The following is a 25,614-nucleotide window of genomic DNA, read 5'->3' on the forward strand; positions in this document are numbered from 1 at the left end:
TGACACACAGTAAGAACAGGTGATAAGGTAGATGACAATATATCCTAGTGAACGCATAGGAATAGTGATAATATGTTTGGGCTTCATACATAAGGAGGAACCGTCATGATGAAATCGAACAAGTGGCTTCAGCTTTCCCACAAAGCGGCGCTCATCGCTGCGCTGGTTCTCCCGGCGACAGCGGGAGCAGCGGCTGCGAATCAGCCTGTGGCAGTCTTGGCCAAAGAAGCGGCGAGCGCATCGGCCGAGGCAGAGTACGGCAGCTTTTTGTTGCAGCAATACGGCATCTCGCTTGACAAGGCGGTGACGCGCGGGCAATTTTCCCAGGCACTCGCCAAGGTAGTTGCGGCTACCCAAAGTATAACGGAAAAAGAAGCGAGCGCGAAAGCCTACGTTCCCGAAGCGCAGGCGCAAGCGACGAAAATCGCAGCCTGGGAAGCCATCAGCGCGGCTGTGAAGGCAGCGGACTTGTCCGAGCTGGCTTACACGTACAGCGAGGATAAAGTGGCAGCGTCGCTGAAAGCGGCGGGCATTTCCTACCAAAAGGGTGGAGCGCTCTCCCTGCAGGCCGCACAGGAAGTAGCGGTTGCCCTTGACACCGGGCTTGTGTCCGCGAGCACGCTGGCCGCGATCAAGGCAGACGGGGACACGACCGGAGAGCTGGCTGTCCAACTATTGGGGAAAGTCGTGGAGTTCCACGGCGACTACAAAAACTACCTAGGCAGCGTGCAAGAGGCGGACATTTACGGCAAGCTCGCGCAAGCCTGGAGCGAATCGTCGATTATCAAGGCAGGAGAGCTGCAACAGATCATCGACACGGGCCTCAAGCAAAACCTGATTACCGGCTACAACCTGAAGGATGCTGCCTTCGATCCGCACTTTGATCCGGAGCGCACCATTACTTACGGACACAGCGATATCGCGCACGCCATTCAACTGATTGGCCTGTTGAAAAACGAAGGCATCGACGCCAAAGTCCAGTTCGAGCCGAAAACATCCGCCTTCATCTATTTGAAAGAGTGGGGCGAGCCGACCGAGTCGGATGACTACCAGGTCGTGCAAATCGAAAACGGCAATTTTATCGCCTATGCAAAAGAATACGACCTGAGCTTCGAGTTTGCGAGCAAGGAGGAGAAGGAGCGCTTCCAGCCATTGGTGCTGAAATACGCGAAAAGAAACCAGGAAGACGTAACGGGGCTGTTGAAAGCGTCCTGGTGGCAGCCGCTCTACCACTCCCGCACGGAGCTGGCAGACTATCCGATCATTACGAACAACGTCATCAAGGAAGGCCGCTACATCGTCCAGTCGTTCTCCCTGAACGAAGAGTCGCCAAAAGTGGTAGCGGGCCTGAAAAAACTGAGCGACAAGCTGAACGTGGAAACGTACAAGTTCTGGGTTGACCAGCCATTCTACAACTACCTCCACGGCGAATCGAAATAAGCCTGTCCGTCAACGGAGAGGATCGGATAAATAGCGAAAAGCCTTGCTTTGCCCAAGCAGTGGGAAGCAAGGCTTTTTTCGCTCGCCCGCTGATCCGGATGGAGCACTAACGTATAACCCGCTGGCAAAAGCTTCAGGCTGTCCAGCAGTGGCCATTTTCACAAGGGACAAACAAAGAGAAAATGTTCGCAAAAATCCGGCATGTTTTGCTAAACTGGGATAGATAGACAAGGAAAGGCTGATCGGGGAGGGACTACCGTGTTCGCGAAATATGTGTTTCTTTTGCTTACGAGCTTTAGTTTGGCTGCAACCGCAACGGCAATCGGTTCGGCAGCCAGCGTGGCGACGGGCCTGCAACAGACTGCGCCGAGCCAGACCGCAACAGGTCAAGCGAATGCTGCGCAGGAGCTGGCGCAAGTTTCGCTCGTCCACGCGTTCCAGGGCGGCCAATGGCAACGGGACGCGCTGGGCAAATTTTTGGGACAAGTCGTCAAGTCGTTCGACGATTATGTGTATTATCAGGCGGGGATTGCCGTCAAGTGGGATGAAAACGGGCGAGCGTTCGGGGTGTTGGCAGAGCCTGGCTTCAAGGGAGAAATCGTTCCGGGCATTACCGTTCAGACGTCGCAGAAGGAGATTTTGCGCAAGCTGGGCACGCCAGCCTTCACAGAACAGGAGTACGGGCTGATCGGCTATTCTTACCAGGATTACTACTTGTTTGTCACGTTTGCCGAGCAAAAAGCGAAGGCGTTTTCCCTCTATCGCCGCGATCGCGTTCCCGACACGCGGGCGCTCGTCGATATGGCGCAGCATTTGCAAGCGTATGGCGAAAAGCTCGCCGAGCCGGCTGCTTCCGGGCCTTTTTCGATTTTTGCCGCCTGGGGTCAGCCTGATTTTACTTACCATCTGCACGGAATCGGCACGTATGCCTGGGAGTATCCGTCCAGAGGAATCGCCTACGACGGTGCGCCGGAAGAGGCGACATTGACGATCTACAGCAATTTTCCGGCAAAAGACGCGCTGCCTGCCTTGGCGAAGCTTCCCTATGTGAGCATCTCCCCGGAAGATGCGCTGTTTGTGGCCGAAAAGCAACGAATCGAGCAGGAAAAGGCCAATCTTTTGCAAGCGAAAAGCGAAGGGATTTTTGCGCCGGACCGAAAAACGGTGGCAGTCATCGACTCGGAAGTTCTCTACAGCTCCGCCAGCATCCGTTTTTACGATCCGAATGACAAGCCCGTCGCCCAGTTGTTTCCGGGGCATTACGTGAATAAAGCCGTCTGGCTGGACAACAACTGGATCTATTACGAAACGATGATGGGGGCTGGTGTCTACCATGTACCCACGCAAAAGGCGACTGTCATTTTGTCCTGGGACGAGCAGCAGGCGGCGCCGATCACGATGTTTGACGTCAACGAAACGCATCTCGACCTGGCGAAAAAGGAGATTGCGTTCGTGAGCGCGGACAGCCGCACGTACACCGTGCAATACCAGCTTGCCGGGGAGCGCGTCTTCCTTGCCTGGAAAAAATAAAGCCACCTCCACGTGTACTGGAGGTGACCAAACCGCTGTCTGTTCATTCGCTTTGCTCGCCTTCCTTTTCCGCCAAATACGCGCGCATGCCGCGCACGAACAGCTCGCGGATTACCTCATGCTGTGTCTTGCTGCTGACGAGCGCACGAATTTGCTCCAGTTCTGCAACCAGCTCGGAATCCAGGTGCAGGTTGACGGTCTTTCCTTTGTGGCGCGGGTGAATTTCCCCATGTCCGCCGCTCTCGCGGATTTGTCCGTCCACAATCGTGCGCGGATCGAGCTGCGCCGGGTCCGGTATGTACAGGCAAGGCGCTTCCAAAATAATATGGGTCAGTTCTTCGCTGAAACGAATCGCGAGGGGCTGCCCCTTTTTTTTGTGAAAATCGCGAATTTGTCGGGACAACTCCTGATTGTCCGCGGTATTTTCCAGCATGATGACGGCCAGTTCCATAGTGCCTCCTTACGGGAGAAACAACTCTTCTTCCGGTACTTGAAGCACGACTTCTCCCGTTGTCTCCAATTGAACTTGGTAGAAAAAGCGCAGGTCACGGCGCGACACAGCGGTGACCAATGCCCAGTCTGCTTCCCGGCTGGCACGGCGAAGCTGCACGCGGTCCAGCACTTCGTACGCGGGGACGAGCAGTCCTTTTTCGTACAAAAACGACAGCACCGCCTCGCGTGGATACAGAAACCGTTTGTTGCCCTGTTTGCTCGCCAAAAGCGGAAAGGCTTCCCGTTCGTCCACGCCCTCGCCCAAATAGCCGTGATCCGACCATCGTTTGATCGTGGCCATGCTGCCGATGCGGACCTGCTTTTGCTCCAATAGCTCGAGAATTTCCCGCGAGGACATGTACGCTTTGCGCTGTTCCGACTGCTCGTGATAGCGTTGTTGCTCGTTTTCCAGTTCGGCAAGCAGCGCGGCAAGCTCTGCGATTTGCTGTTTGACCTGCGCGATTTTGCGGGCGTAGTCCTTCATCGTGACAGACTCCTTTGCCGACGTGGTTACTGTTAGCCTATTCGGACGTGAAATCATTCATGACTGCGAGCGGCGATTGATTTCACTGCGAACATATGGCGATAGGAAATGAAACAAGCATAAAACGGCGATGTTGCACATTGATTAATAGCAAGCATCTTATTCGAGCTGGCAAGGAGGCTGTATATGGATGAGCGTCCCGAATGACCTGCAAAAAAACTTCAGCGAAGTGGTGAGCGCCCTCAAGCCGAAGGAAGCGATCGATGAAGCGAATCGCTGTCTGTACTGCTACGACGCGCCCTGTATCAAGGCTTGTCCCACCTCGATTGACATTCCTTCGTTCATTCGCAAAATCGCGACAGGCAATCTGCTCGGCTCTGCGAGGACGATCATGGAATCCAATCCGGTTGGGGCAAGCTGCGCGCGCGTTTGTCCGACGGAGGAGCTGTGCGAGGGAGCCTGTGTGCTCAATCACGCCTCCAAACCGATCATGATCGGGCTATTGCAACGCCATGCGACAGACTGGGCGATCCGCAACAACGCGGCCTTGTTTCAAAAAGGCGATCCGAACGGCAAGCGGGTGGCGATTATCGGAGCGGGGCCAGCCGGGCTGTCGGCGGCGCGAGAGCTTGCCCGGCTCGGCTACGAGGTCACGATCTACGAGGCAAAAGAAAGAGCGGGCGGGCTGAACACATACGGCATCGTGTCTTTCCGGCTGCCGCAGGAAATATCGCTCTGGGAGGTCGAGCAGGTCGAGGCGTTGGGCGTGACGATCAAGACGAACACGCGGATCGGCGTCGACATCATGCCAGACGAGCTCGTTGCCAACTACGATTCGGTGTTGCTGGCGGTGGGGATGAGCAGCGTGCCTTCCTTGCATATTCCCGGGGAAGAGCTGGAAGGGGTACTGGATGCGATTGCCTTGGTAGAAGATACGAAAACGAAGCCGCTTACCACGGACATGGTCGGCAAAAAAGTGGTCGTGATCGGCGCCGGAAATACGGCGATTGACGCCGCGACCTGTTCGAAGCGGCTGGGGGCGGACAATGTGCAGATTTTGTACCGCAGAACGGTGCAGGAAATGAGCTGCTACCAGTTCGAATACGAGTTCGCCAAGCAGGACGGCGTGGAGTTTCGCTGGCTCGTGGCTCCGACGCGCGTTTTGGGGAACAAAGGGCGCGTGACAGGGCTGGAGCTGATCCGGATGGAGCTGGGAGAGCCGGATGCCAAAGGCCGAAAACGTCCGGTACCGATCCCGGGCAGCGAGTTTTTCATCGAGGTGGACTTTGTCGTCAAAGCGATTGGGCAAAATCGCCACCTGTCGCTGATCGACCAGCTTGGCCTGCAGCATCAAAACGGCACCGTCACCGTCGAGGACGGCACCTACCGGACGTCGCACCCGAAAGTGTTTGCCGCAGGGGACGTCATTTTTGGCGGAGGAAAAACGGACGCGATGGTCGTCGACGCGGCCAATCACGGAAAGCGTGCCGCTTATGCCATCGACAAGGCGATCCGCGACCAGAAGCAGCTTGTCTAGGGAAGTAATGTACAGAATATTACGACTTAACTGTAGAAGCGTTTTTTGCAGCACGTGAACCTAGCAGGGGAGTACGGCGTGCCCGTGGCAGCGCCAAAAAGATGGAGGAGAGCAATCATGGCCGATCTTTCTATCAATCTAGCAGGGATTACATCCCCGAATCCGTTCTGGCTGGCATCTGCGCCACCGACGAACTCGGGCTACCAGGTCCAGCGGGCTTTTGAGGCGGGCTGGGGCGGAGCTGTCTGGAAAACGCTGGGAGAGCCGATCATCAACGTCACGTCGCGGTTTGCCGGACTGACTTTTGGCGGGCAGCGGGTATTCGGGTTCAACAACATCGAGCTGATTACCGACAAACCGCTTGAGGTCAATTTGAAGGAAATGGATGAGACGAAAAAACGGTTTCCCAAGCATACGCTGATCGCCTCGCTGATGGTCGAGCACAAGCAGGAGGCGTGGCATGAGATCGTCAAAAAAGTGGAGGCGATTGGCGTCGACGGCCTGGAATTGAACTTCGGCTGTCCGCACGGCATGGCGGAGCGCGGCATGGGTTCGGCTGTCGGGCAGCACCCCGATCTCATTCGCCAGCAGGTCGAATGGGTAAAAGAAGTGGCCCAGACGCCTGTCATCGTCAAGCTTACCCCGAACATTACCGATATTCGCTTTACTGCCAGGGCGGCTTCGGCGGGCGGAGCGGACGCGATCAGCATGATTAATACGATCAACAGCCTGATGGGGATAGACCTGGACAAATGGCTGCCGATACCGCACGTGGACGGAAAAGGAGCGCACGGCGGCTATTGCGGACCAGCGGTGAAACCGATAGCCCTGAACATGGTCGCCGAGTGTGCGCGCGATCCGTTTGTCGGCGTGCCGATTTCGGGCATCGGCGGGATTTCCAACTGGCGGGACGCCGTCGAGTTTTTGCTGATGGGTGCGACTGGCGTGCAAGTCTGTACCGCCGCGATGCACCACGGCTTTCGGATCGTCGAAGACATGATCGACGGCTTGAACAACTACCTCGACCAGCGCAAAATCGCCTCGGTCATGGACATCGTCGGCAAGGCCGTGCACACGTATTCGGACTGGGGCCATTTGAACCTCAACTACAAAGTAGTCGCCCGCATCCACGAAGAAACCTGTATCAACTGCAACAAATGCCATATCGCCTGTGAGGACACTTCGCACCAATGCATTGATATCGTCAAGGACGCCGCAACGGGAAAAGAGCGGTTGGTAGTGCGCGAGGAAGACTGCGTCGGCTGCAACCTGTGCTCGATTGTCTGTCCGGTGGAAGGAACGATCGAGATGGTGGAGATTCCGACGGGCAAGCCGCCGCTTTCCTGGAACCAGCGCCAGGCTGCTTTGGCAGGCGGGGGCAGTTGCGAGACGTAAGTTCTAGGGCCGATGGCATGAATGGGGCGTCTGCGGCATAGCATGTACGAGGAACGGGATGTCTCATTTATGCACGGCAGGGGAAAGGAGCGAGGAAGGTCATGAAAAAATGGATTCGCAACGGGACGGTTGTGACGGCGTCAGACACGTATCAGGCAGACGTGCTGATCGACGGCGAAAAAGTCGTCGCGATCGGCTCGGACCTGCAAGCAACAGATGCGGAGGTTATCGACGCAACCGGGTACTATTTGCTTCCGGGCGGCATTGATCCGCACACGCACCTCGACATGCCGTTTGGCGGCACGGTTACATCCGATAACTTTTTCACGGGCACAAAAGCCGCCGCATTCGGCGGGACGACGAGCATCGTGGACTTTTGCCTGACGAGCAAAGGGGAGTCGCTCCACTCCGCGATTGCGACCTGGCACGAAAAAGCGAGAGGCAAAGCCGTCATCGACTACGGCTTTCACCTGATGGTGTCGGATGCCAACGACCAGGTGTTGGAAGAGCTGGAGTCGGTCGTGAACAACGAAGGGATCACGTCGCTCAAAGTATTCATGGCGTACAAAAACGTGCTGATGGCCGACGACGAAACTTTGTTCAAGACGCTGATCCGCGCCAAGGAGCTAGGGGCGTTGGTCCAAGTGCACGCCGAGAACGGGGACGTGCTCGATTATTTGACCAAGCAGGCGCTGGCCGAAGGAAATACCGATCCGATCTACCACGCCTACACCCGTCCGCCGGAAGCGGAGGGAGAGGCGACAGGCCGCGCGATTGCGCTCACGGCGCTCGCGGATGCCCAGTTGTACGTCGTGCACGTGTCCTGCGCCGACGCCGTTCGCCGGATCGCCGAGGCGCGCGAAAAAGGCTGGAACGTCTACGGAGAAACATGTCCGCAATATTTGGTGCTCGATATCACCGCGCTGGAAAAGCCGGACTTCGAAGGGGCGAAATACGTCTGGTCCCCGCCGCTGCGGGAAAAGTGGAACCAGGACGTACTGTGGAGCGCGCTGAAAAACGGGATTTTGCAAACAGTTGGTTCCGACCACTGTCCGTTCAACTTTTCCGGGCAAAAAGAGCTGGGCCGCGGAGATTTTACGAAAATTCCGAATGGCGGCCCGATCATTGAGGATCGCATGACCATCCTCTTTTCCGAGGGCGTGCGCAAAGGCAAAATCAGCCTGAATCAATTTGTGGACATCACCTCCACCAAAGTCGCCAAGCTGTTTGGCATGTTCCCGCAAAAAGGCACGATTGCGGTTGGCTCCGATGCGGACATCGTCTTGTTCGACCCGACTGTGCAGCGGACGATTTCGGTGGAGACGCACCATATGAATGTGGACTACAACCCGTTTGAAGGCATGCAGGTTCACGGCGACGTCATTTCTGTGCTTTCCCGCGGCGCGTTCGTCGTCCGCAACAAGCAGTTCGTCGGCCATGCGGGGGCGGGCCGCTACGTGAAGCGGTCGACGTTTGCCAGACCATAGCCAAATGCAAATGCTGGGGTGAGGAGGAGCAAGATGGCGGATAAAGTGACGATCGGGCTGATTCAGGCCAAAAATGACGTGCACGGCGACGAGCCGGTTCATCTTCACAAGGAAAAGGCGATCGAAAAGCATGTGAAAATGGTGCGGGAGGCTGCTGGCAAAGGGGCGCAGATCATCTGTCTGCAAGAAATTTTTTACGGCCCTTATTTTTGCGCGGAGCAAAGCACGAAATGGTACGAAGCGGCGGAAGAGGTGCCGAACGGCCCGACTGTGCAGCAGTTTTCCGCGCTGGGCAAGGAGCTCGGGACCGTGCTGATCTTGCCCGTGTATGAAAAGGTCGGCATCGGCACCTACTACAACACGGCGGCCGTCATTGATGCAGACGGCACGTACCTGGGCAAATACCGCAAGCAGCACATCCCGCATGTAGGGGTGGGCAGCAGCGGCTGCGGCTTCTGGGAAAAGTATTACTTCAAGCCGGGAAACTTGGGCTACCCGGTGTTCGATACGGCTTTCGCCAAAGTCGGCGTGTACATCTGCTACGACCGCCATTTTCCGGAAGGGGCGCGGCTGCTTGGCCTAGGCGGCGCCGAGATCGTCTTCAATCCTTCCGCCACCGTCGCCGGCCTGTCCGAGTATTTGTGGAAGCTCGAACAGCCCGCACACGCGGTGGCAAACGGCTACTACGTCGCCGCCATTAATCGGGTTGGGACGGAAGCGCCGTGGAACATGGGGGAATTTTACGGACAGTCATACCTGGTCGATCCGCGCGGACAGTTTGTCGCTGTCGGCAGCCGCGATCAAGACGAGGTGATTGTGGCGGAGATGGACCGCGAAAAGATCAGAGAAGTGCGGGATACGTGGCAATTTTATCGCGATCGTCGCCCGGAGACGTACGACGACATGGTGAAGTTGCTGCCGTAAGACGAGGTGAGGGAGGCGCCAGGCATGCGTCTTCCTCCTTTTCCTATGTGGGCACGATTTTGGTTTTGCGAAAAACGCCGGAAAGGAGCGGTCAGATCATGAAGCAGACCGTTTATCGCGGAGTGGAGTATCAGGAAGCGCTGCGGGTAGTCAGGGCGCAGCGCTACGAACGGGCAGAACGCCGCCAGTTTACGAATGGAGCGAGCGCAAAGGCGGTGTTCGGGTCGGGCGTCTATTTGGTGAGCAATCCGGTCGTCGCGGCACAGTACGCGATCTGCCACGCCGAGACGATCGGGGACAAAGCCGCCGTGCTTCAGCAGCAGGTGGCTTTGCCGGGGCTGTTCTGTTTGGACGAGCGCTTCGGCGAAAATGAATTGCGCAGCGAGGCGCTGCGGCACAGGCACGGGGCAGATGAGCTGGCGCGGCGCGCGGCCGGGCTTGCGCACGAGGAATGGCTGGAATGGACCGGAGATGAGGTGCGGGCCTACCTGCTCGCCTGTGGATACCGGGGGATTCGCTACTGGATCAGCCCGGAACTTACGTACTATGTTTGCTATGAGCCTGACGCGCAAATCGAAGACATTTCGCTTCTCTCTGTGCTCGAAGTGTGAGAAATCACCCAAGACTATCGACGGATTCGCCAGAGTTTGGTAAGATTTGGACAGTATTCGAGCTTTTTCAACTTACTACTATGGACACGGGAGGATTACCTACAGCAATGAATCTACTACGTAACCTCAGCACTAGAGCCAAAATGTTCAGCTTGGTCGTCTTGATGGCGATCTTCTTGTGCAGCGTCGGCATCACGGGTTATTTTCACGTGAAAGTATCCGGGGAACGGATGCAGGCCATGTATGAGGAGCAACTGCTTCCAGTGAAGTGGATTAACGACTGGCGACAAGACATTCGGGCTATTGACGGGTTGATCTACAAAATGATTCTCGATCCTGCCCCTGCTGTCTTCGCGCAGTACAAGGCCGAGCTGGACCAGCGCATCGCCTCTGCCGACCAGACGTTTAGGTACCTCCAGAACTCTCGCCTGGACGAAAAAGAACAAGAGCGCGTCAGTAAGCTGAAGGAGCTTCTGGAACAGTACAGCAAAGACCAGAACGAGGTTGTCCAACTGATTAAGGAAAACAAGACCGATCAGGCTTACGCCTACTATCGGGCGACGGACAAAACGCTCAGTTGGATCAATCAGGAACAACTGGAATGGGCGAACTACAAGTCTTCCCAGGCGGATCGGATGCAGCAGCAAAACTGGGACGATTCGAAAAAAGCGGTGCTGCTTTTGCTGATCGTCGGGGGAGCTTCGATCGTCCTGGCGGGCGGACTCGGATTTTTGATCTCCCGGATGATTGCCGATCCGCTGCGCGTCGTCGCAAGCCGCATGGAAGATTTGGCTCAGGGGAACTTGGCGGTTGCTCCGGTGACTTACGTAGCAAAAGACGAGGTCGGCAAGCTCGGGATTGCCTTCAACGAGCTGGTCGCCAACTTCCGTTCCTTGATCGAGCAAGTAAAAGTCGCAGGAGAGCAAGTCGCAGCTTCCTCCGAGGAACTGTCGGCAAGCGCCCAGCAATCCGTGCGGGCCACAGAGCAGGCGATGGGAAGCGTCGAGCAGATTGCGACGACGGCCGAAGTGCAGACCCAGCGCACACAGGAAAGCGTGCGCGTCATGGAGGAAATGTCTGTTGCCATTCAACGGATTGCCGACACGTCCAGCGCCGTTTCCGAAGCATCGGTAGTGGCAGCGGATGATGCGCAGCAAGGGAATATCCAGATTCAGCAAGCGGTCTTCCAAATTGATTCTCTCTCCCAAGGCGTGAACCACGCGGCAGACCTCGTTCAGCAGCTCGGCGTCCGCTCGGAAGCGATCGGGAAAATTGTCGATGTAATCACAGGCATCGCCTCCCAGACCAATTTGTTGGCGCTGAATGCGGCGATTGAGGCAGCGCGGGCCGGAGAGCAGGGCCGGGGCTTTGCCGTGGTGGCGGATGAGGTTCGCAAGCTGGCGGAGCAATCCGAGGAATCGGCGCGGGAAATCGCCCGCCTGATCGGAGAAATCCAGCACGAGACAACCCAGGTCGTCTCCGTCATGCTGGCCGGGACCGAAGAGGCGAAAAAAGGGGCTGCCGCCGTTCAGGAGGCGGGAAAAACGTTCGAGCGCATCGTCGTTTCCGCCAAGGACGTGGCAGGCCAAATCCAGGAAGTATCCGCAGCGACCGAGCAAATGTCGGCGAGCGTGCAGCAGGTTGCTTCCGCCATGGACGAGATGAACAGGCTGTCGGAGGAAGCGGCCGTACATACGCAGTCCGTCTCGGCCGGAGCAGAGGAGCAGCTCGCTGCGATGCAGGAAATTGCCCGCTCCAGCAACAATTTGAACGAGCTGTCCCACGAATTGCAGGAATCGATCAGCCAATTCAAATGGTAGTGTGTTTTTGCGGCAACAAGCAAAAGACTGGCAACCCGTTATGGTTGTCAGTCTTTTTTTGCCGTGATGCGGATTCCGATTCAGGAAGCGCGCGACTCCTGCGCTTGTGTCGTGATCTGGTCGTACTCTTTTTGGCTCATGATCGAGGCGTCGTTTTTCATCATCCACGTGTAGATCGCAAGCGAAATCAAGAGCCCGACCGTCCAGGCGTTGTCCCAAATGATATGGAAGCCGGGGATGTACTTGCTGACAAACGGAATCGCAATCCCGATCAGCATGGCCCAGATCGCTCGCATGTTAAAGCCTGTCTTGTAGGCGTACATGCCGTTCGGTTTGTACAGCTCCGTCAGATGGATGCGTCTTTTGCGCACGAGCCAGTAGTCAGCAATCGCAATTCCGTCAATCGGGCCAAGCAACGCGCCATACGTACCGAGCCAGAGGAAGATGTAATTGCCGAAATTTTCCAAAATATGCCACGGCTGCATGAGCAGGGAGACGACACCGGCGATGATCGCTCCGGCCTCGTAGGAGAGACGGCGTGGCGCGAGGTTTTCCACGGCGCGGGCGGGGGCGACGATGTTGGCGGCCACATTGGTGGTCAAGGTGGCGAGAATGATGCCGATCGTGCCGAGGAAGATGGCGAGCGGCGAAAACTTCGCCAGTACGGCGGCAGGGTCCCACAGCGCTTCTCCGTAAATGACGACGGTAGCGGAGGCGACGGCTACCCCGATGAAGGAGAAGAAGCCCATGGTCGTCGGCAAGGACGAGGATTGGCCGACGATTTGCGCTTTTTGGCTTTTCGCGTAGCGACAGAAGTCCGGAATATTGAGCGCCATGGTTGCCCAGAAGGCGATCGCGCCTGTCAGTGCCGGGAAAAAGACCTTCAAAAACTCGCCGGCAGAGGTGAATGTGGATGGAGCGGAGAGCATCGGCCCCCATCCGCCTGCTTTGGTCAGCGCCCAGACGAGCAAGGCCAGGCTCATGATAATCAGGATCGGCGCTGCCCAGGCTTCCATCTTTTTGATCGCTTCCGGACCGCGATAGGCGACCCATACGTTCAGGAGCCAAAAGCCGAAAAAGGAAATCCACAGATGGCCGGGGACACTGGCCCAGTCTGTCATCGACATGAGCAGCGTATCAATGGCGGCTCCGCCGAACCAACAGTTGATGCCAAACCAGCCAGCTCCGATCAGCCCGCGAGCGACCGCTGGAATGTGAGCGCCCTTGGAGCCGAACCAGAGCCGGGCGAACACAGGGTAGGGGATGCCGAATTTCGTCCCGGCATGGGAGTTGAGAAGGATAGGGATAAGGACAATACAGTTTCCGAGAATAATGGTCAAGATCGCCTGCCACCAGTTCATGCCCAACGAGATCAGCCCGGCTGCCATCGCGTACGTGGGAAGACAGATCGACATCCCGATCCAGAGGCTGGCAAAGTTGTACGCGGTCCACGAATGCTCAGCTTTCGTCGTCGGCCGCAGCCCTTCATTGTAGAGCGAGCTGTCTTTGATAAGGTCTTCCCCTGCTTTTGTCAGGGTGACAATTCCATTTGCATCTTCCTGCGTCTTCATTTTCTTTCCCTCCTTTTTTTGACAAAATCGCTGGCATTCGGACAACCGCCCCCAGGTTGTCTCGAATACAAGTTGTAACATTATATTGGGGGAAAGAAGCCCTAAGTACAGCTTTTTCCCGGGCAAAAAAAACGTCTGGAACGATTCGTTCCAGACGTACGGCAGGTGGCAATGCTATGCTTTTGGGAAATATTCGTTCCAGCGTTTGTCGACCAATGCCGATATTTCCGGCAGCGTCTCTACTTCATCCGGGTAGAAAGGCTTCATCCGCGCATCGACGACCAGCGGCCCTTCGTAGCGGATTTTGTTGCGGACAATCGTCGACTTGGCGTACAGATCGTGAGCCGGGTCGAAACGAGTGAACACGGTCCAGAGGAAGCTGCTTTGCTTCTCGGCGATCGCCGCATCGTCCACAATGCAGATCATCGGCCAGTCTGCCAGATTTTCGTTGAGATAGGACAGCAACTCTTCGCCCAGCTCCGGCCTTTCGCTGAAGCTCGGCCCGGAAATGACCAGACATCCGGGGCAAAACGCGCGAATATCGGTTATGCTCGGAATGCCTTGTCCTTTGTACTCGCGTGGCAGCTCGCGGACGGGGTCGCCGATGCCGAGCATGATTCCTTTGGAGCCGTGGTTCAGCTTCCGTCCGGTGTAGTCGAGCGTATCGTTCGACGTATCGTTGACGATGAGCAGGTCGCGCTCCGGCTGGAAGCGAGCCAGGACGATTTCGAGGAAATGCTTGAAATTGCTCAGGTCACACGGCACATCGGTCACCATCAAAAACTTCGTCAACGTGAGCTGGCCTTCTCCCATGATGCGGAAGGCGTGCGCCATCGCTTCCTTATAGTAGCTTTCGCGCACAATCGCGCCGGCGAGCGCGTGGAAGCCTGTTTCCCCGTATGTCCAGAGCGCTTTGACACCCGGCATGACGACAGGGAAGAGAGGCGACAGCAGCCGTTGCAAATAATCCCCGATGTAATAGTCTTCCTGGCGCGGCTTCCCGACGACGGTGGCCGGATAGATCGCGTCTTTGCGGTGCCACATCTGCTTCACGTTGAACACCGGGAAGTCATGCTCCCAGGAGTAATAGCCGAAGTGGTCGCCAAAAGGCCCCTCAGGGCGTCTGATGTGCGGAGGAACTTCTCCCGCGAACACAAACTCGGCTTCCGCGACGATCCGGTGCGGATGGTTCGGCACCTCCGCCATTTTCAGCTTGTCGCCCATCAAGAGCGAGGCGAAGACCAGCTCCGGCACCATTTCCGGCAGGGGCGCGATTGCGGAGACGATCAGGGCAGGAGGGCCGCCGATCGTAAGGGTAACAGGCAGCGACTGGTTCCGTTTTTCGGCTTCGTGGTAGTGGAACCCGCCGCCTTTTTGGATTTGCCAGTGCATGCCCGTCGTGTTTTTGTCGTAAATCTGGATGCGGTACATGCCCAGGTTGTGCTCTTTTGTATCAGGGTGCTCTGTATAAACGAGCGGCAAGGTGACGAACGGACCGCCATCCAGGTGCCAGCTTGTCAAGGCAGGCAGCTTGGTCATGTCAACATCGGTTGTTGCGATTTGAGTCACAGGCGCTTGGGAGGCAGATACGGTTTTGGTGCCCGTGCGCATGACTTCCAACAGCGGCTCGCGCAGCTCCCACAAGCCGGAGAGCTTTGGCGGCAACAGCTTGTCCATCCCGTGCACCAGGTTGCGGACGACAGCCTCGGGTTTTGGCCCAAACGCCATGTCGACCCGCTCTACGGTCCCGAACAAGTTCGTGACCACGGGAAACGATTTTCCTTTGACATTGGTGAAAAGCAGAACAGGTCCGCCCTCTTCAATGACTCTGCGATGAATCTCGGCCAGCTCCAGATGGGGATCGACTGGTGCGTCGATTTCCACGACTTGTCCGGCGCGGCGCAATTGTTCTATGAACGAACGAAGGTTCGCGTGCATCTGTAGATACCTCCACATCCCCGTAATTCCCTTTTAACTGTACACGAACATAGGCGATGAAGCTACCTTTTTATCGGCCCGGGATGGTAAGATGAACCAAGAGGTGAGCGATTTGTGACTACTGCCCGAAAAGTGATGTCTTTGCAAACGAGAATGATTTTGCTCATTACGGTCGGCATTATTTTGATTATTTCGTCAGTTGGGGCCGTCTTCTCTTCCATCGTAGCCTCGTCGATCGAGGAACAGATCGGGAAAAAGGCGCTGAGCGTAGCCAAAATCGTCGCCCACGACCCCGAACTGCGCCGGGCTTTTCAAAGCAGCTCGCCGTCTGCGCTGATCCAGCCGATCGCGGAAAACGTCCGGCTGCAAACCGGAGCGGAATTTGTCGTCGTGGGCAACCGGGAAGGCATTCGCTACGCGCATCCGCTGCCTGACCGCATCGGCAAGTCGATGGTCGGCGGCGACAACGAGCCGGGGCTGACCCACGGACAGTCGTACATTTCCAAAGCGATCGGGAGCATGGGCCCTTCCTTGCGCGGCAAGGTGCCGATTCGCGACGACAATGGCGCGGTGGTCGGCATCGTGTCGGTCGGCTTTTTGCTGGAGGATATCGAAGAAGCCATTGGCGATTACCAGAAAAAAGTTCTGCTCATTACGCTGATCGCGCTCGTCTGCGGGATCGCCTTTGCCATCGGGCTGAGCCGCTATTTAAAAAGGCTGACGCTCGGACTGGAGCCGGAAGAGATCGCCGCTCTGTACGTGGAGCGCAACGCCGTGCTCGAATCCGTCCGGGAGGGGATCGTGGCGATTGACAGAAACAGCGAGATCACGATGATGAACAAGGCAGCGATCCGCATTCTCGAATTGCCGGAGGAAGACATTCACCGCAAGCACATTTTGGACGTGCTGCCGGATAGCCGCATGCCGGAGGTGCTGAAGACGGGGGAACAACAGCTCGACCGCGAGACGATCACGAGCGGCAAAGAAATCATCGTCAACCGCCTGCCGATCAAGCTCGGGGACAAGGTCGTTGGTGTCGTCAGCAGCTTTCGCCCGAAATCGGAGATCGACAAGCTCGCCTCGGAGCTGTCCCAGGTCCGGCGCTATGCGGATGTGCTACGCGCCCAGACGCACGAGTTCCACAACTTGCTGTACACGATCTCCGGGCTGTTGCAGCTCGGCTCGGTGCAGGAGGCGATCGAGCTGATTACGAGCGAGACATCGGCGCAGGAAGAGCTGATCCTGTTTGTCGCCAGACGGATTCCGGACCCGATGATTGGCGCTCTTTTGCTCGGCATGCACAACCGGGCGAAAGAGTTGAAAGTCCAGTTTGTGATCGACCAGGACAGCCATCTCGAAGCGCTTCCCGCGCATATCAACCGCCAGCAGGTGATCGTGCTGCTCGGCAATCTGCTGCAAAACGCGCTGGAAGCGGTCAACGATGCAGCCGTCTCGCAAAAGCGCGTCGACATTTACTTGGCCGACACGGAAGAAGAACTGCTGTTTGAGATAGCCGACTCCGGGCCGGGAGTGCCTGACGCATGGCGCGAGACCATTTTTGAAGACGGGTTTTCGACGAAAGCGGGCGAGGAGCGGGGGCTTGGCTTGGCAAAAGTGCGCGGAATCATCGAAGAGATGGGCGGCTACATCGTCGTCGGAAAAAGCGACTATGGCGGCGCGCTGTTCACCGTTTCCTTGCCGCGAGAAGGGAGGACTGGCAGTGAAGAAGCTTGAAGTGCTGATCGTCGAGGACGATTTGCGGATTATTGACATTAACCGAAGATTCGTGAGCAAGATCGAGGGATTCGAAGTGATTGCCACCGCCACCAACGGCAGCGACGCCAAAGAGCTGTTCGCCGCCATACGTCCCGATCTGGTTTTGCTGGACGTGTACTTGCCCGATATGCTCGGCACAGAGCTGGTCTGGTACATCCGCCAGCATTATCGCGAGGTGGACATCATCATGATTACGGCAGCCAAGGAGATGGAGATGGTCCAGGAAGCGCTGCGCGGCGGCGTTTTTGACTACATCGTCAAGCCGCTTGTGTTCGAGCGCTTTCGCGAGCGGCTGGAGAGCTATCGCGCCCATCTGGCACGGACGCGAGAGGCGACAGAGGTCGATCAGGATGTCATCGACCAGATGCTGACCAGGCGGCCGATCCAGGCGAAAATGCGCGAGTCAGCCGTGCCAAAAGGCATTGACCAGTTGACACTGGAAAAAGTGATCGAGGCGATCAGGCAGACAGGCGACAAAGGTGTCTCGGCAGAGGAGATCGGCCGCGAGATCGGCACCAGTCGGACGACGGCTCGGCGCTACCTGGAGCATCTGGTGCAGGAAAAAAAGGCGCGAGCCGACCTGATCTACGGCAGTGTCGGCAGGCCGGAGAGAAAGTACCGTTTTTTGCAAGAGCGGGCATGAACAATATGAACAAAAAGTTTAAAATTTTCTAAATATACCTTATGCACGAAAACTATTCCCCGCAAGACCCGGCATGATACGTTAATGACAAGCGTGGTAACGCTTACAAAAACGACGGGTTCGAGGGGGATTTTTGTTTGAAAAAGAAAAGATGCATGCTCATTACTTTGTCTGCTTTCTTTACGCTCGCGCTGGCCGCCTGTGGCGGGGTGAACAGCGGCTCGTCCGGCTCGGGCGCGCAGCCTGTGCCTACTGCATCCAACTATCCGGAAAAGCCGATCGTGTTCGTAGCTCCATCCGGGGCAGGCGGCGGCTGGGACAAGACAGCCCGCTCGCTTGGCAAAGTATTGAACGAGAGCAAGCTGGTGACCGAAGCGATTACGGTAGAAAACAAGCCAGGCGGCGGCGGGACCGTCTTCATGGCGGAATACGTCAGCAAAGACAAAGGCAACCCTTACAAGCTGTTCGTCAGCTCTCCGCCGATTCTCATCAACCATAACAAAAAAGAGGGGAACAGTCCGTTCGGTTTCCAGCATGTGACGCCACTGGCGCAAATGACGAAAGACTTTGGCGCCCTGGTCGTGCGAGCAGATTCGCCGTACAAGGATATGAAAAGCTTTTTGGACGAGCTGAAAAAAGACCCGACGAAAATGACGCTCGCAGGCGGTTCGGCTCCGGGTTCGATGGATCACCTCGTCAGCGTGTTGCCCGCCGCCAAATACGGCATGGACCCGAAAACGGTCAAGTACGTCTCCTACGACGGCGGCGGAGAAGCGATTGCGGCCTTGCTCGGCGGCAATGCCGACATGATCGCGACCGATGCCTCCGGCGTAGGAGAATATGTGAAGGCAGGCAAGGTTCGCGTGCTCGGCGTCACGTCGGAAGAGCGAATGGGCGGAGAGCTGAAGGACGTCCCGACCTTGAAAGAACAAGGAATTGATGCGACGTTTACGATCTGGCGCGGCGTATTCGGCCCGGCTGACATGCCTGCGGATGCCAAAGCGTATTGGGATACCAAGCTGAAAGAGTTGTCGGAGAGCGAAGCGTGGAAGCAGGAGCTTGCCGCAAACGGCTGGGAGAGCGAGTACAAGGACGCGGCGACCTTCACGGCGTTTTTGGAGGAGCAGGATCAGCTAGTAAAAGAGCTGTTGACCTCGCTTGGCATGGCGAAATAGGGAGAGGGCACTCCTCTCCTTTTTTTCCCCCGCTTTTTGCGGCGCGCGTCCGCTTTTCCTGGTGGAGAGAAAGACGCGTCTGCAACTCCCTTATCGAAAAAGGAGGTACGTATGAACGCAAGGTTTGATCGGTACGGCAGTATCGCTTTTGCGCTAGTGGGCGCTTTTTTCATCACGGAGAGCCAGCATATATCGACCAGTGCATACGGCAGCCAGGTCGGGCCGAACATGTTTCCGTTCGGCTTGGGCATCTTGCTTGTCCTGCTCAGCCTGCGCCTGTTTTGGGAGACATTCCAGGCGAAAAACCGTGCCGTGGCAGAAGCGCCCGAAAAACTTTTGTACAAACGGTTTCTCCTGATGCTCGTGGCGACGGTGCTGTATGTCCTGCTTTTGGAGCCAATCGGGTATGTGATCGCTACCGCTCTGTTTCTTTACGTCACGTTTCTGGTCATGGGCAGCAAAAGCCAACTGCAATCGGCGGTTGTCTCCTTGCTGTTTTCCGTCGGCGTCTACGTGGTGTACGTGCAATTGCTGAAAGGAACGCTTCCAGGACTTCCAACCTGGCTCGGCGTCTAGGGAGGGATCGGAATGAGTGCGCTGGACTATTTGGCCGATGGATTTCTCATCGCTTTTCAATGGCATAACTTGCTTTACGCGTTTATCGGGGTGCTGATCGGGACGGCTGTCGGCGTGCTGCCGGGCATCGGGCCGATGAGCGGAGTGGCGCTGCTGATGCCGGTCACAGCTTCCTTGACGGCGGGCTTGCCGCCGGAGATGGCCGCGGCGAGCGCCCTGATTTTGCTGGCAGGCGTGTACTACGGCGCGATGTACGGCGGTTCCACCACGTCGATTTTGCTGAACACGCCAGGCGAATCGTCTTCGGTCGTCACGACCTTGGACGGGTATCAGCTCGCGCGGCAGGGACGGGCGGGAGCGGCGCTGTCGATTGCGGCCATCGGCTCGTTTGTGGCCGGGATCGTGGCGCTGGTCGCGCTCGTCTTTCTCGCCGATCCGCTCTCTGACCTCGCGCTGCAGTTCGGTCCGGCCGAGTATTTTTCGCTCATGCTGCTCGGCCTGTGCGCCGTGAGCGGGCTTGGCGGCAAGTCAATGACCAAGGCGCTGCTGATGACCGTCCTCGGGCTTTTGCTGGCCACGATTGGCATCGACAACGTATCGGGAGTCGCCCGCTTCACCTACGACATCCCCGACCTGTATCAAGGGCTGGAGTTTCTGACCATCGCGGTCGGCCTGTTCGCGCTAGGAGAGGTTTTCAAAACGATTCTGGAAAACGACCAGTCCTCGCAGGAAATTATCAAGGTCGGCCGGATTCTCCCGACGAAGCAAGACCTCAAGGAGAGTGCCGCTCCGATCGCGCGCGGTTCTTTGCTCGGCTTTTTCATCGGCGTGCTGCCGGGAGCAGGCGCGACGCTGGCCTCTTTCTTTTCTTATATTTTGGAGAAAAAATGGAGCAAGCACCCGGAGCGCTTCGGAAAAGGCGAGATCGCCGGAGTAGCCGCCCCGGAATCCGCGAACAATGCCGCCTCCGGAGGGGCAATGATCCCGCTGTTGACGCTCGGAATCCCGGGATCGGGGACGACCGCGATCTTGATGGGGGCACTGCTCATGTACAACGTCCAGCCGGGGCCGCTGTTGTTCAGCGATCATCCGCAAATCGCCTGGGGACTGATCGCGAGCATGTTCATCGGAAATCTGATGCTGCTCGTGCTGAACATGCCGTTGGTCAAAGTGTTTGCCAAAATTATTGAGACGCCGCCGCATTTTTTGATTCCGATGATTATCGCCATCTCTGTTTTCGGCGTCTACGCGGTACAGATCAGCACGTTCGACCTCATCCTGCTCGTCAGTTGCGGCATTCTCGGCTACTTTTTGAGCAAAAACGACTTTCCGCTCGCCCCGCTCGTACTGGGGCTGGTGCTCGGCCCGATGATCGAAAACAACATGCGCCGCGCGCTGACGACATCCAACGGCGACTTCTCGATTTTTTACACGAAGCCGCTGTCCGCCGTCTTTCTGCTGTGCGCGCTGGCCTGGCTCGTCGTGCCGCTGTTGTTGAAGCGGCGAGGAAAACAAGTCGTGATTAACGAAGAAGCCTGATTTTCCTTCAGGCATACAGCAGGGGATCCGTCCGCAAGCTGTTCGTCTGCCGGCTCGTTTGTCGCAAAGCTTCCTATCGCTTCTTGACAACGGCTTCCTCCCCCCTTATCATAGGAAAAATTTCGGGAAACTGTACTGCCCGGACAGCCGGGCAGTACAGCAGAGGAGAGACGAAGATGCGAACAATCGAGCCTGTCACATTGGAAGGAAAGCGGGTCAGACTGGAGCCGCTGCGCCCGGCGCATGTGGACGGAATTTTTGCTGCGGGGGCCTTTCCGCCAATCTGGTCGTACATGTCGGTGGAGATTCAGACGCGCGAAGACGCGCAAGCTTTTATCGAGCAGGCGCTGAAAAACGAGGCGGAGCAAACCGAGCTGCCCTTTGCCATCGTCAACCGCGCGGACGGGCAGGTCATCGGCAGCACGAGGTTTCTCGCCATTTCCCGCAAAGATCGCGGACTGGAAATCGGTTTTACGTGGCTGACCCCCGCCGTCTGGAAAACGGCTGTCAACACTGAGTGCAAATGGCTTTTGCTGCGCCACTGCTTCGAAGAACTTGGCTGCATTCGCGTCCAGTTGAAAACCGATGCGCGCAATCTCAACTCCCAGCGCGCCATCGCCCGCATCGGCGGCATCCGCGAGGGCGTGCTTCGCAATCATATGGTGATGCGGGACGGATACATTCGCGATTCGGTTTATTTCAGCATCCTCGACAGGGAGTGGCCGGAGGTGAAGCAACGGCTGGAAATGTTGCTGTTTGGTGAATAAAGGGGCGGGGCGATTGTAGGTCCAAAGCTGCATGTGTACAATAGGGATGAACCTTGAGGAATACCTCTAGTTGCGCTTAGAAAAGAGGGTGTACATGAGACTCCGCATCTTGCCAACCGGCTGCGTCCTGCTCGCCGGGGATCTGCTCGCCTTTTTGCTGTTTGTCTACTATGGAAAGCTGGCCCACAACTTGCCAGTCACGTTTCTCGGAATAGGCGAGACGCTGGCTCCGTTTTTGATCGGCTGGATCATCGCCATCCTCGTTTTTCGCACCTATGCGGAGCGCGCCTACTCGTCCTGGGGACGGCAGTTGCTCACGATGCTGTTCACGTGGACGCTGGCGGCTCCGATTGGCCTATTGATCCGCTCCTGGTGGACGGGCGTGCCGATCACGCTCATTTTTGCCGGCGTGACCTACTTCGTGACTCTGGCCTTTCTGCTTGGCTGGCGTCTGCCCTTTGCGCTGGTCCATGCGCTGTGGAAGCGGACCCGGCACCAGACCGTTCACTAATAAACCGTGCCAAATTGGTTACGCTATCCTGTGTGTGATGACCACAGGAGGTGAATCCGTTGGGCAAAAACAACAACAGCAAAGACTTGGGGAAAAACCGCGGGAAAACGCTCGATCACAACGATCAGAACACGAACCTGCGCCAATCCCACCACAATGACCGTAACGAAGGTACCGCCAAAGACCGCTGAGCTTTCAGCGGTTTTTTTCTGCTTTTCACCAGCCTGGCCCGCACAGCAAATGGTTCGATTCCGGACGAGTTGTGTTATAATAGGTTTTGTTTTTCAAGCGAGTGGAGGGGAAAACAGTATGACGGAACCGTTGCATGACGTACAGCCGGTGACCATGTCGTCACAGGCGTTTTTGATTTTGTGCCGACTCTACGACGGATGCTACGACGAGTTGAAGCAAAACGAGCAGCTTCGCGAGCTGGTCGAATCCATCGGGGATATGCTTTTGGCCGGAGTGGAGACGCTGGAGAAGCAAGAGATCAAGCCAAAAACGATTACCTTTCCACTGACGGTGCAGCAAGCGTTTTTCGTGCGGAGGCTAGTCGTGGAGCTGCTCGCGCAAGCGCCTGCCGGCAACGACGACAAGACGACGCGATGGCTGCAGGAATGCTTGACGGCGTTGTCCGGAGGCGGTGCCAGTGCCGATGCCAAAGCAGATGCGCACTAGCCGGGAGCTTCACGTCATTACGAGCGGCAGGCAAACGCTCGAAGAGGTGCTGCGGATGGCCGAGGCGGCCTATGCCGGAGGGATGGATTACCTGCATATTCGCGAAAAGCAGCGAACCGCCAGGGAATGCATGGACTGGGTTCGGGCTTTGGCGAATGTGGTTCCGCTCGCAAGCCTGCTGGTCAACGATCGGGTCGATGTGAGTGCCGCGTCCGGCTGTGCAGGCGCCCATCTGGCGTACCACAGTCTGGAGGTCAGCGACGCGCGGCAAGTGTTGCGGCGGGAACAAAAAGTAGGTCGCTCTGTCCATTCCTTCGCGGAAGCCGAACAGGCGGTGACAGCAGGGGCAGACTATTTGATGTACGGACACATTTTTCCAAGCGGCTCGAAGCCGAATCTCGCGCCTAGAGGGACGGGCGAGCTGATGAAAATAACGGCCAGGTGGACGGTTCCCGTGATCGGGCTTGGCGGGATTACGCCGGAGCGGACTGCTGAGGTACTCGCCGCAGGCTGCGCAGGCGTTGCCGTACTATCGGGAATTACCAATGCGGCAGATGCGAAGGCAGTGGCTATGGCTTATCGCGAGGCATTGGATCGTTGGGAGGGGAATGAAAAATGAACGACAGGCAAACACTTCGGGAAAAGATGGGCGTTTATTTGGTGATCGGCACCCAGGATTGCGGATTTTCCAGCGAGAAGACAATCGAAATCGCGCGCGAGGCGCTTGCGGGCGGAGTCGGTACGTTGCAGTTGCGCGACAAAGGCAGCAAGCTGACTTCCGAGGAGCGCCACGAGCTGGGACGGCAGCTTCAGCAGCTTTGCCGCGAAGCGCAAGCGCTGTTTTTCGTCAACGACGATGTGGAACTGGCTGTTCGGCTGCAAGCGGACGGGGTACACGTCGGACAGGATGACATGCAGTTGGCCGAGGTGAGAGCAAAAGTAGGCGAAGCCATGTACATCGGCGTGTCCGCAGGGACGGTGGAGGAAGCGCTCGCCGCCAAAAGCGGTGGTGCAGACTGCATCGGGGTAGGAGCGATGTTCGCCACTTCGTCGAAGGCAGATGCGGGCGAGCCGATTGGACCTGAGGGACTGCGCGCCATCCGGGAGGCTGTCGGCAGCGACTTGCCGATCGTGGGCATCGGCGGGATCACGCTTGAGAATGCAGAGCAGGTGCTACGCGCGGGAGCCGATGGCGTCGCTGTCATCAGCGCGATCAGCCGGGCCGACTCGCCCAGGAAAGCGGCGGCAGACTTGCTGCGGATTGTACGCTCGATCTAGCACGGACAAAGAGACGAATACATATGGTAGGGTAACATTACTCATTCACGAAGGAAACCGATACTGGCGACCAAAAGGAGGTGGAACCGATGAAAAATCGGATTTACCGGATCGGATACGAATGGGTCAGCAAACGGGAGTTGCTTGAGCGACTGTACTTGAACGACTGCATCCTGATCGAGCACAAGCGGCTCCAGCCGCCTCCGGACGATCAGGATACCGAATTGCCGCCGGAAAAAGAAGTCCATGCTGTCCTGATTCGCAGTCAGCGACGTCCGGGCGAATGGGTGACGTTTAACGGGCTGTACGAGATTCAAACCCGCGAACCGATTCCGTGGATTGATTCTCCCCTGGAGTATCACCAGTTCGGAACGGAGTTGATTCCGGGCAACATCCGCCGGGAAAAAGCGCCCCAGGGCCGGATTCCGGCGAGGACGAAGCTGCAGATTGCCGCTGTTCGCCAGGATACCGTTTTTGTGACGGTACCCGGGCATCCATCCCGGCGCTACGAGATGGCTTTGGCTCATGCGCGCTTCGCCAAAGATTTTCCGACGGAACTTGAAATGAAGCTGCAAGTGTATGCGTTTCCACCGCGCCACGACATCTTCGTCGACTGGCTTTTGAAGGAAGGGCGGAAATCGGGAATCATCACACGGCCGAATCAGGAGAGAGTGGAGCGGTCCGCTTTCCAAGTATGGGATGACTTGCGCCAGGAGTACGGGCTCAGCGTCAGCGCGGCACTACTTGCGATCAAGCAGGCGCTGATCGTGCTGGATCGGGCAGGCGTGGAAACCGATTTTCCTTATCCGGTCCAGGAGCGCTCGGACCTTTCCTTGTTCAGCGAGACGGAGCGCGACGCTTTTTACTCGTACCAGTCCGTGCGCTGCGCCATGGCGGCTGTCGCGTCTTTGCTGACGGTTGATCCAAAAGACCCGTTGCAGGACACTTTGTTGATGGATATTATGCTGGAGCAGCAGCTCAACCGCAGACGTGACTGACGCGTCTGCGTTTTTTTGTTTTTCGCTGCGTCGTTGTATAATGGAAGGGCAACCCATTTAGAAAAGGACGTGGACAAGCATGTACGTATCAATGAACCGATTGAAAGTTCCTGCCGATTACCGGTCTCACCTCGAACGCGCTTTTGGCGGCGGTGGCGAGCGGATGAAGGAAGTTCCAGGGTTTTTGGAGTTTCTCTTCCTCGCGCCGACAGAAGGCGACGAGTACATCGTCTTCACGAAATGGACAGATGAACAGGCGTTCCAAAACTGGACGCAGAGCGAAGCGTTCAAGCGCGCTCACGCTGGCACAAACCAGAACAGCCCGGTCAAATCCGACTTGCGCAACTACATCGTGAAAGCTCACTCATAGGAAAAAGGAAGCATTTGTCGTTGCTGGGCAAATGCTTTTTTTCTTAATCGTTGAACAATAAACGTTTTTTTGCC

At 56.9% G+C, this 25,614-nt stretch carries 25 protein-coding genes; 21 read left to right on the top strand and 4 right to left on the bottom strand.

Going from position 1 to position 25,614, the window contains the following annotated elements:
* Nucleotides 1–105 precede the first annotated feature (105 nt).
* Both BA6348_RS14200 and BA6348_RS14205 read left to right on the top strand, forming a co-directional pair.
* Entirely contained in the window at nt 106–1,440 is a 1,335-nt protein-coding gene (locus BA6348_RS14200; RefSeq protein ID WP_174768825.1) for a hypothetical protein, read from the top strand.
* Between the two features lie 258 nt (nt 1,441–1,698).
* Nucleotides 1,699–2,970, top strand: a complete 1,272-nt coding sequence (locus BA6348_RS14205) for a hypothetical protein (protein ID WP_122952724.1) — start codon at nt 1,699–1,701, stop codon at nt 2,968–2,970.
* A 43-nt stretch (nt 2,971–3,013) separates the two neighbouring features.
* On the opposite strand, the gene BA6348_RS14210 is transcribed toward BA6348_RS14205, so the two are convergent.
* Both BA6348_RS14210 and BA6348_RS14215 read right to left on the bottom strand, forming a co-directional pair.
* Entirely contained in the window at nt 3,014–3,421 is a 408-nt protein-coding gene (locus tag BA6348_RS14210; protein WP_007780332.1) for a hypothetical protein, read from the bottom strand.
* A 9-nt stretch (nt 3,422–3,430) separates the two neighbouring features.
* On the bottom strand, nt 3,431–3,946 hold the full coding sequence (locus BA6348_RS14215; RefSeq protein ID WP_005830993.1) for a hypothetical protein: 516 nt from the start codon (nt 3,944–3,946) through the stop codon (nt 3,431–3,433).
* A gap of 190 nt (nt 3,947–4,136) precedes the next feature.
* Between BA6348_RS14215 and BA6348_RS14220 the strand changes: the two genes are divergently transcribed.
* From BA6348_RS14220 to BA6348_RS14245, 6 genes are all read left to right on the top strand, one after another.
* On the top strand, nt 4,137–5,483 hold the full coding sequence (locus BA6348_RS14220) for an NAD(P)-dependent oxidoreductase (protein ID WP_025845926.1): 1,347 nt from the start codon (nt 4,137–4,139) through the stop codon (nt 5,481–5,483).
* A 117-nt stretch (nt 5,484–5,600) separates the two neighbouring features.
* A complete protein-coding gene (gene preA, locus BA6348_RS14225; RefSeq protein ID WP_122952725.1) occupies nt 5,601–6,878 on the top strand; it encodes an NAD-dependent dihydropyrimidine dehydrogenase subunit PreA in 1,278 nt (425 codons plus the stop codon).
* Nucleotides 6,879–6,979: 101 nt separating this feature from the next.
* Complete coding sequence (gene hydA, locus BA6348_RS14230) at nt 6,980–8,365, top strand: dihydropyrimidinase (RefSeq protein WP_026557268.1); 1,386 nt, start codon at nt 6,980–6,982, stop codon at nt 8,363–8,365.
* Between the two features lie 33 nt (nt 8,366–8,398).
* Complete coding sequence (locus BA6348_RS14235; protein WP_005830984.1) at nt 8,399–9,289, top strand: nitrilase-related carbon-nitrogen hydrolase; 891 nt, start codon at nt 8,399–8,401, stop codon at nt 9,287–9,289.
* A 98-nt stretch (nt 9,290–9,387) separates the two neighbouring features.
* The gene (locus BA6348_RS14240) at nt 9,388–9,900 is read left to right on the top strand and encodes a hypothetical protein (protein WP_005830982.1); all 513 of its coding nucleotides are present in this window, start codon (nt 9,388–9,390) and stop codon (nt 9,898–9,900) included.
* A gap of 107 nt (nt 9,901–10,007) precedes the next feature.
* Nucleotides 10,008–11,720: a methyl-accepting chemotaxis protein gene (locus BA6348_RS14245; protein WP_122952726.1), complete on the top strand. Its 1,713-nt coding sequence runs from the start codon at nt 10,008–10,010 to the stop codon at nt 11,718–11,720.
* An 80-nt stretch (nt 11,721–11,800) separates the two neighbouring features.
* On the opposite strand, the gene BA6348_RS14250 is transcribed toward BA6348_RS14245, so the two are convergent.
* Both BA6348_RS14250 and BA6348_RS14255 read right to left on the bottom strand, forming a co-directional pair.
* Nucleotides 11,801–13,291, bottom strand: a complete 1,491-nt coding sequence (locus BA6348_RS14250) for an NCS1 family nucleobase:cation symporter-1 (RefSeq protein WP_025845919.1) — start codon at nt 13,289–13,291, stop codon at nt 11,801–11,803.
* A 174-nt stretch (nt 13,292–13,465) separates the two neighbouring features.
* Nucleotides 13,466–15,229, bottom strand: coding sequence for a UbiD family decarboxylase (locus tag BA6348_RS14255; RefSeq protein ID WP_122952727.1), 1,764 nt, complete (start codon nt 15,227–15,229; stop codon nt 13,466–13,468).
* A gap of 135 nt (nt 15,230–15,364) precedes the next feature.
* Between BA6348_RS14255 and BA6348_RS14260 the strand changes: the two genes are divergently transcribed.
* From BA6348_RS14260 to BA6348_RS14315, 13 genes are all read left to right on the top strand, one after another.
* Nucleotides 15,365–16,963 carry an ATP-binding protein gene (locus BA6348_RS14260; protein WP_206699192.1) on the top strand — a complete coding sequence of 533 codons (1,599 nt, stop codon included), beginning with the start codon at nt 15,365–15,367 and terminating at the stop codon, nt 16,961–16,963.
* On the top strand, nt 16,899–17,648 hold the full coding sequence (locus tag BA6348_RS14265) for a response regulator (protein WP_051353885.1): 750 nt from the start codon (nt 16,899–16,901) through the stop codon (nt 17,646–17,648). Before BA6348_RS14260 ends, BA6348_RS14265 begins: the two co-directional genes overlap by 65 nt.
* A gap of 137 nt (nt 17,649–17,785) precedes the next feature.
* Nucleotides 17,786–18,823 (top strand): tripartite tricarboxylate transporter substrate binding protein, encoded by a 1,038-nt coding sequence (locus tag BA6348_RS14270; protein WP_026557265.1) that lies wholly within the window; start codon nt 17,786–17,788, stop codon nt 18,821–18,823.
* A gap of 111 nt (nt 18,824–18,934) precedes the next feature.
* On the top strand, nt 18,935–19,399 hold the full coding sequence (locus tag BA6348_RS14275; RefSeq protein WP_122952728.1) for a tripartite tricarboxylate transporter TctB family protein: 465 nt from the start codon (nt 18,935–18,937) through the stop codon (nt 19,397–19,399).
* A 12-nt stretch (nt 19,400–19,411) separates the two neighbouring features.
* Nucleotides 19,412–20,938, top strand: a complete 1,527-nt coding sequence (locus BA6348_RS14280) for a tripartite tricarboxylate transporter permease (RefSeq protein WP_005830966.1) — start codon at nt 19,412–19,414, stop codon at nt 20,936–20,938.
* Between the two features lie 176 nt (nt 20,939–21,114).
* A complete protein-coding gene (locus BA6348_RS14285) occupies nt 21,115–21,705 on the top strand; it encodes a GNAT family N-acetyltransferase (RefSeq protein WP_005830964.1) in 591 nt (196 codons plus the stop codon).
* A 94-nt stretch (nt 21,706–21,799) separates the two neighbouring features.
* Nucleotides 21,800–22,216, top strand: a complete 417-nt coding sequence (locus BA6348_RS14290) for a DUF3054 domain-containing protein (RefSeq protein ID WP_007783927.1) — start codon at nt 21,800–21,802, stop codon at nt 22,214–22,216.
* 59 nt (nt 22,217–22,275) lie between these two features.
* Nucleotides 22,276–22,407 carry a hypothetical protein gene (locus tag BA6348_RS27690; RefSeq protein WP_255320463.1) on the top strand — a complete coding sequence of 44 codons (132 nt, stop codon included), beginning with the start codon at nt 22,276–22,278 and terminating at the stop codon, nt 22,405–22,407.
* A gap of 118 nt (nt 22,408–22,525) precedes the next feature.
* Entirely contained in the window at nt 22,526–22,894 is a 369-nt protein-coding gene (locus BA6348_RS14295) for a hypothetical protein (RefSeq protein WP_007783929.1), read from the top strand.
* A complete protein-coding gene (locus BA6348_RS14300) occupies nt 22,872–23,513 on the top strand; it encodes a thiamine phosphate synthase (protein ID WP_237716644.1) in 642 nt (213 codons plus the stop codon). Before BA6348_RS14295 ends, BA6348_RS14300 begins: the two co-directional genes overlap by 23 nt.
* Nucleotides 23,510–24,172 (top strand): thiamine phosphate synthase, encoded by a 663-nt coding sequence (thiE, locus tag BA6348_RS14305; RefSeq protein ID WP_005830956.1) that lies wholly within the window; start codon nt 23,510–23,512, stop codon nt 24,170–24,172. Before BA6348_RS14300 ends, thiE begins: the two co-directional genes overlap by 4 nt.
* A gap of 89 nt (nt 24,173–24,261) precedes the next feature.
* Nucleotides 24,262–25,170 (top strand): hypothetical protein, encoded by a 909-nt coding sequence (locus tag BA6348_RS14310; protein ID WP_122952729.1) that lies wholly within the window; start codon nt 24,262–24,264, stop codon nt 25,168–25,170.
* Between the two features lie 79 nt (nt 25,171–25,249).
* Nucleotides 25,250–25,540, top strand: coding sequence for an antibiotic biosynthesis monooxygenase family protein (locus BA6348_RS14315; protein ID WP_025845901.1), 291 nt, complete (start codon nt 25,250–25,252; stop codon nt 25,538–25,540).
* The last annotated feature ends 74 nt before the right edge of the window (nt 25,541–25,614 follow it).

Origin of the sequence: Brevibacillus agri, from assembly GCF_004117055.1 — a bacterium.
Taxonomy (GTDB): domain Bacteria; phylum Bacillota; class Bacilli; order Brevibacillales; family Brevibacillaceae; genus Brevibacillus; species Brevibacillus agri.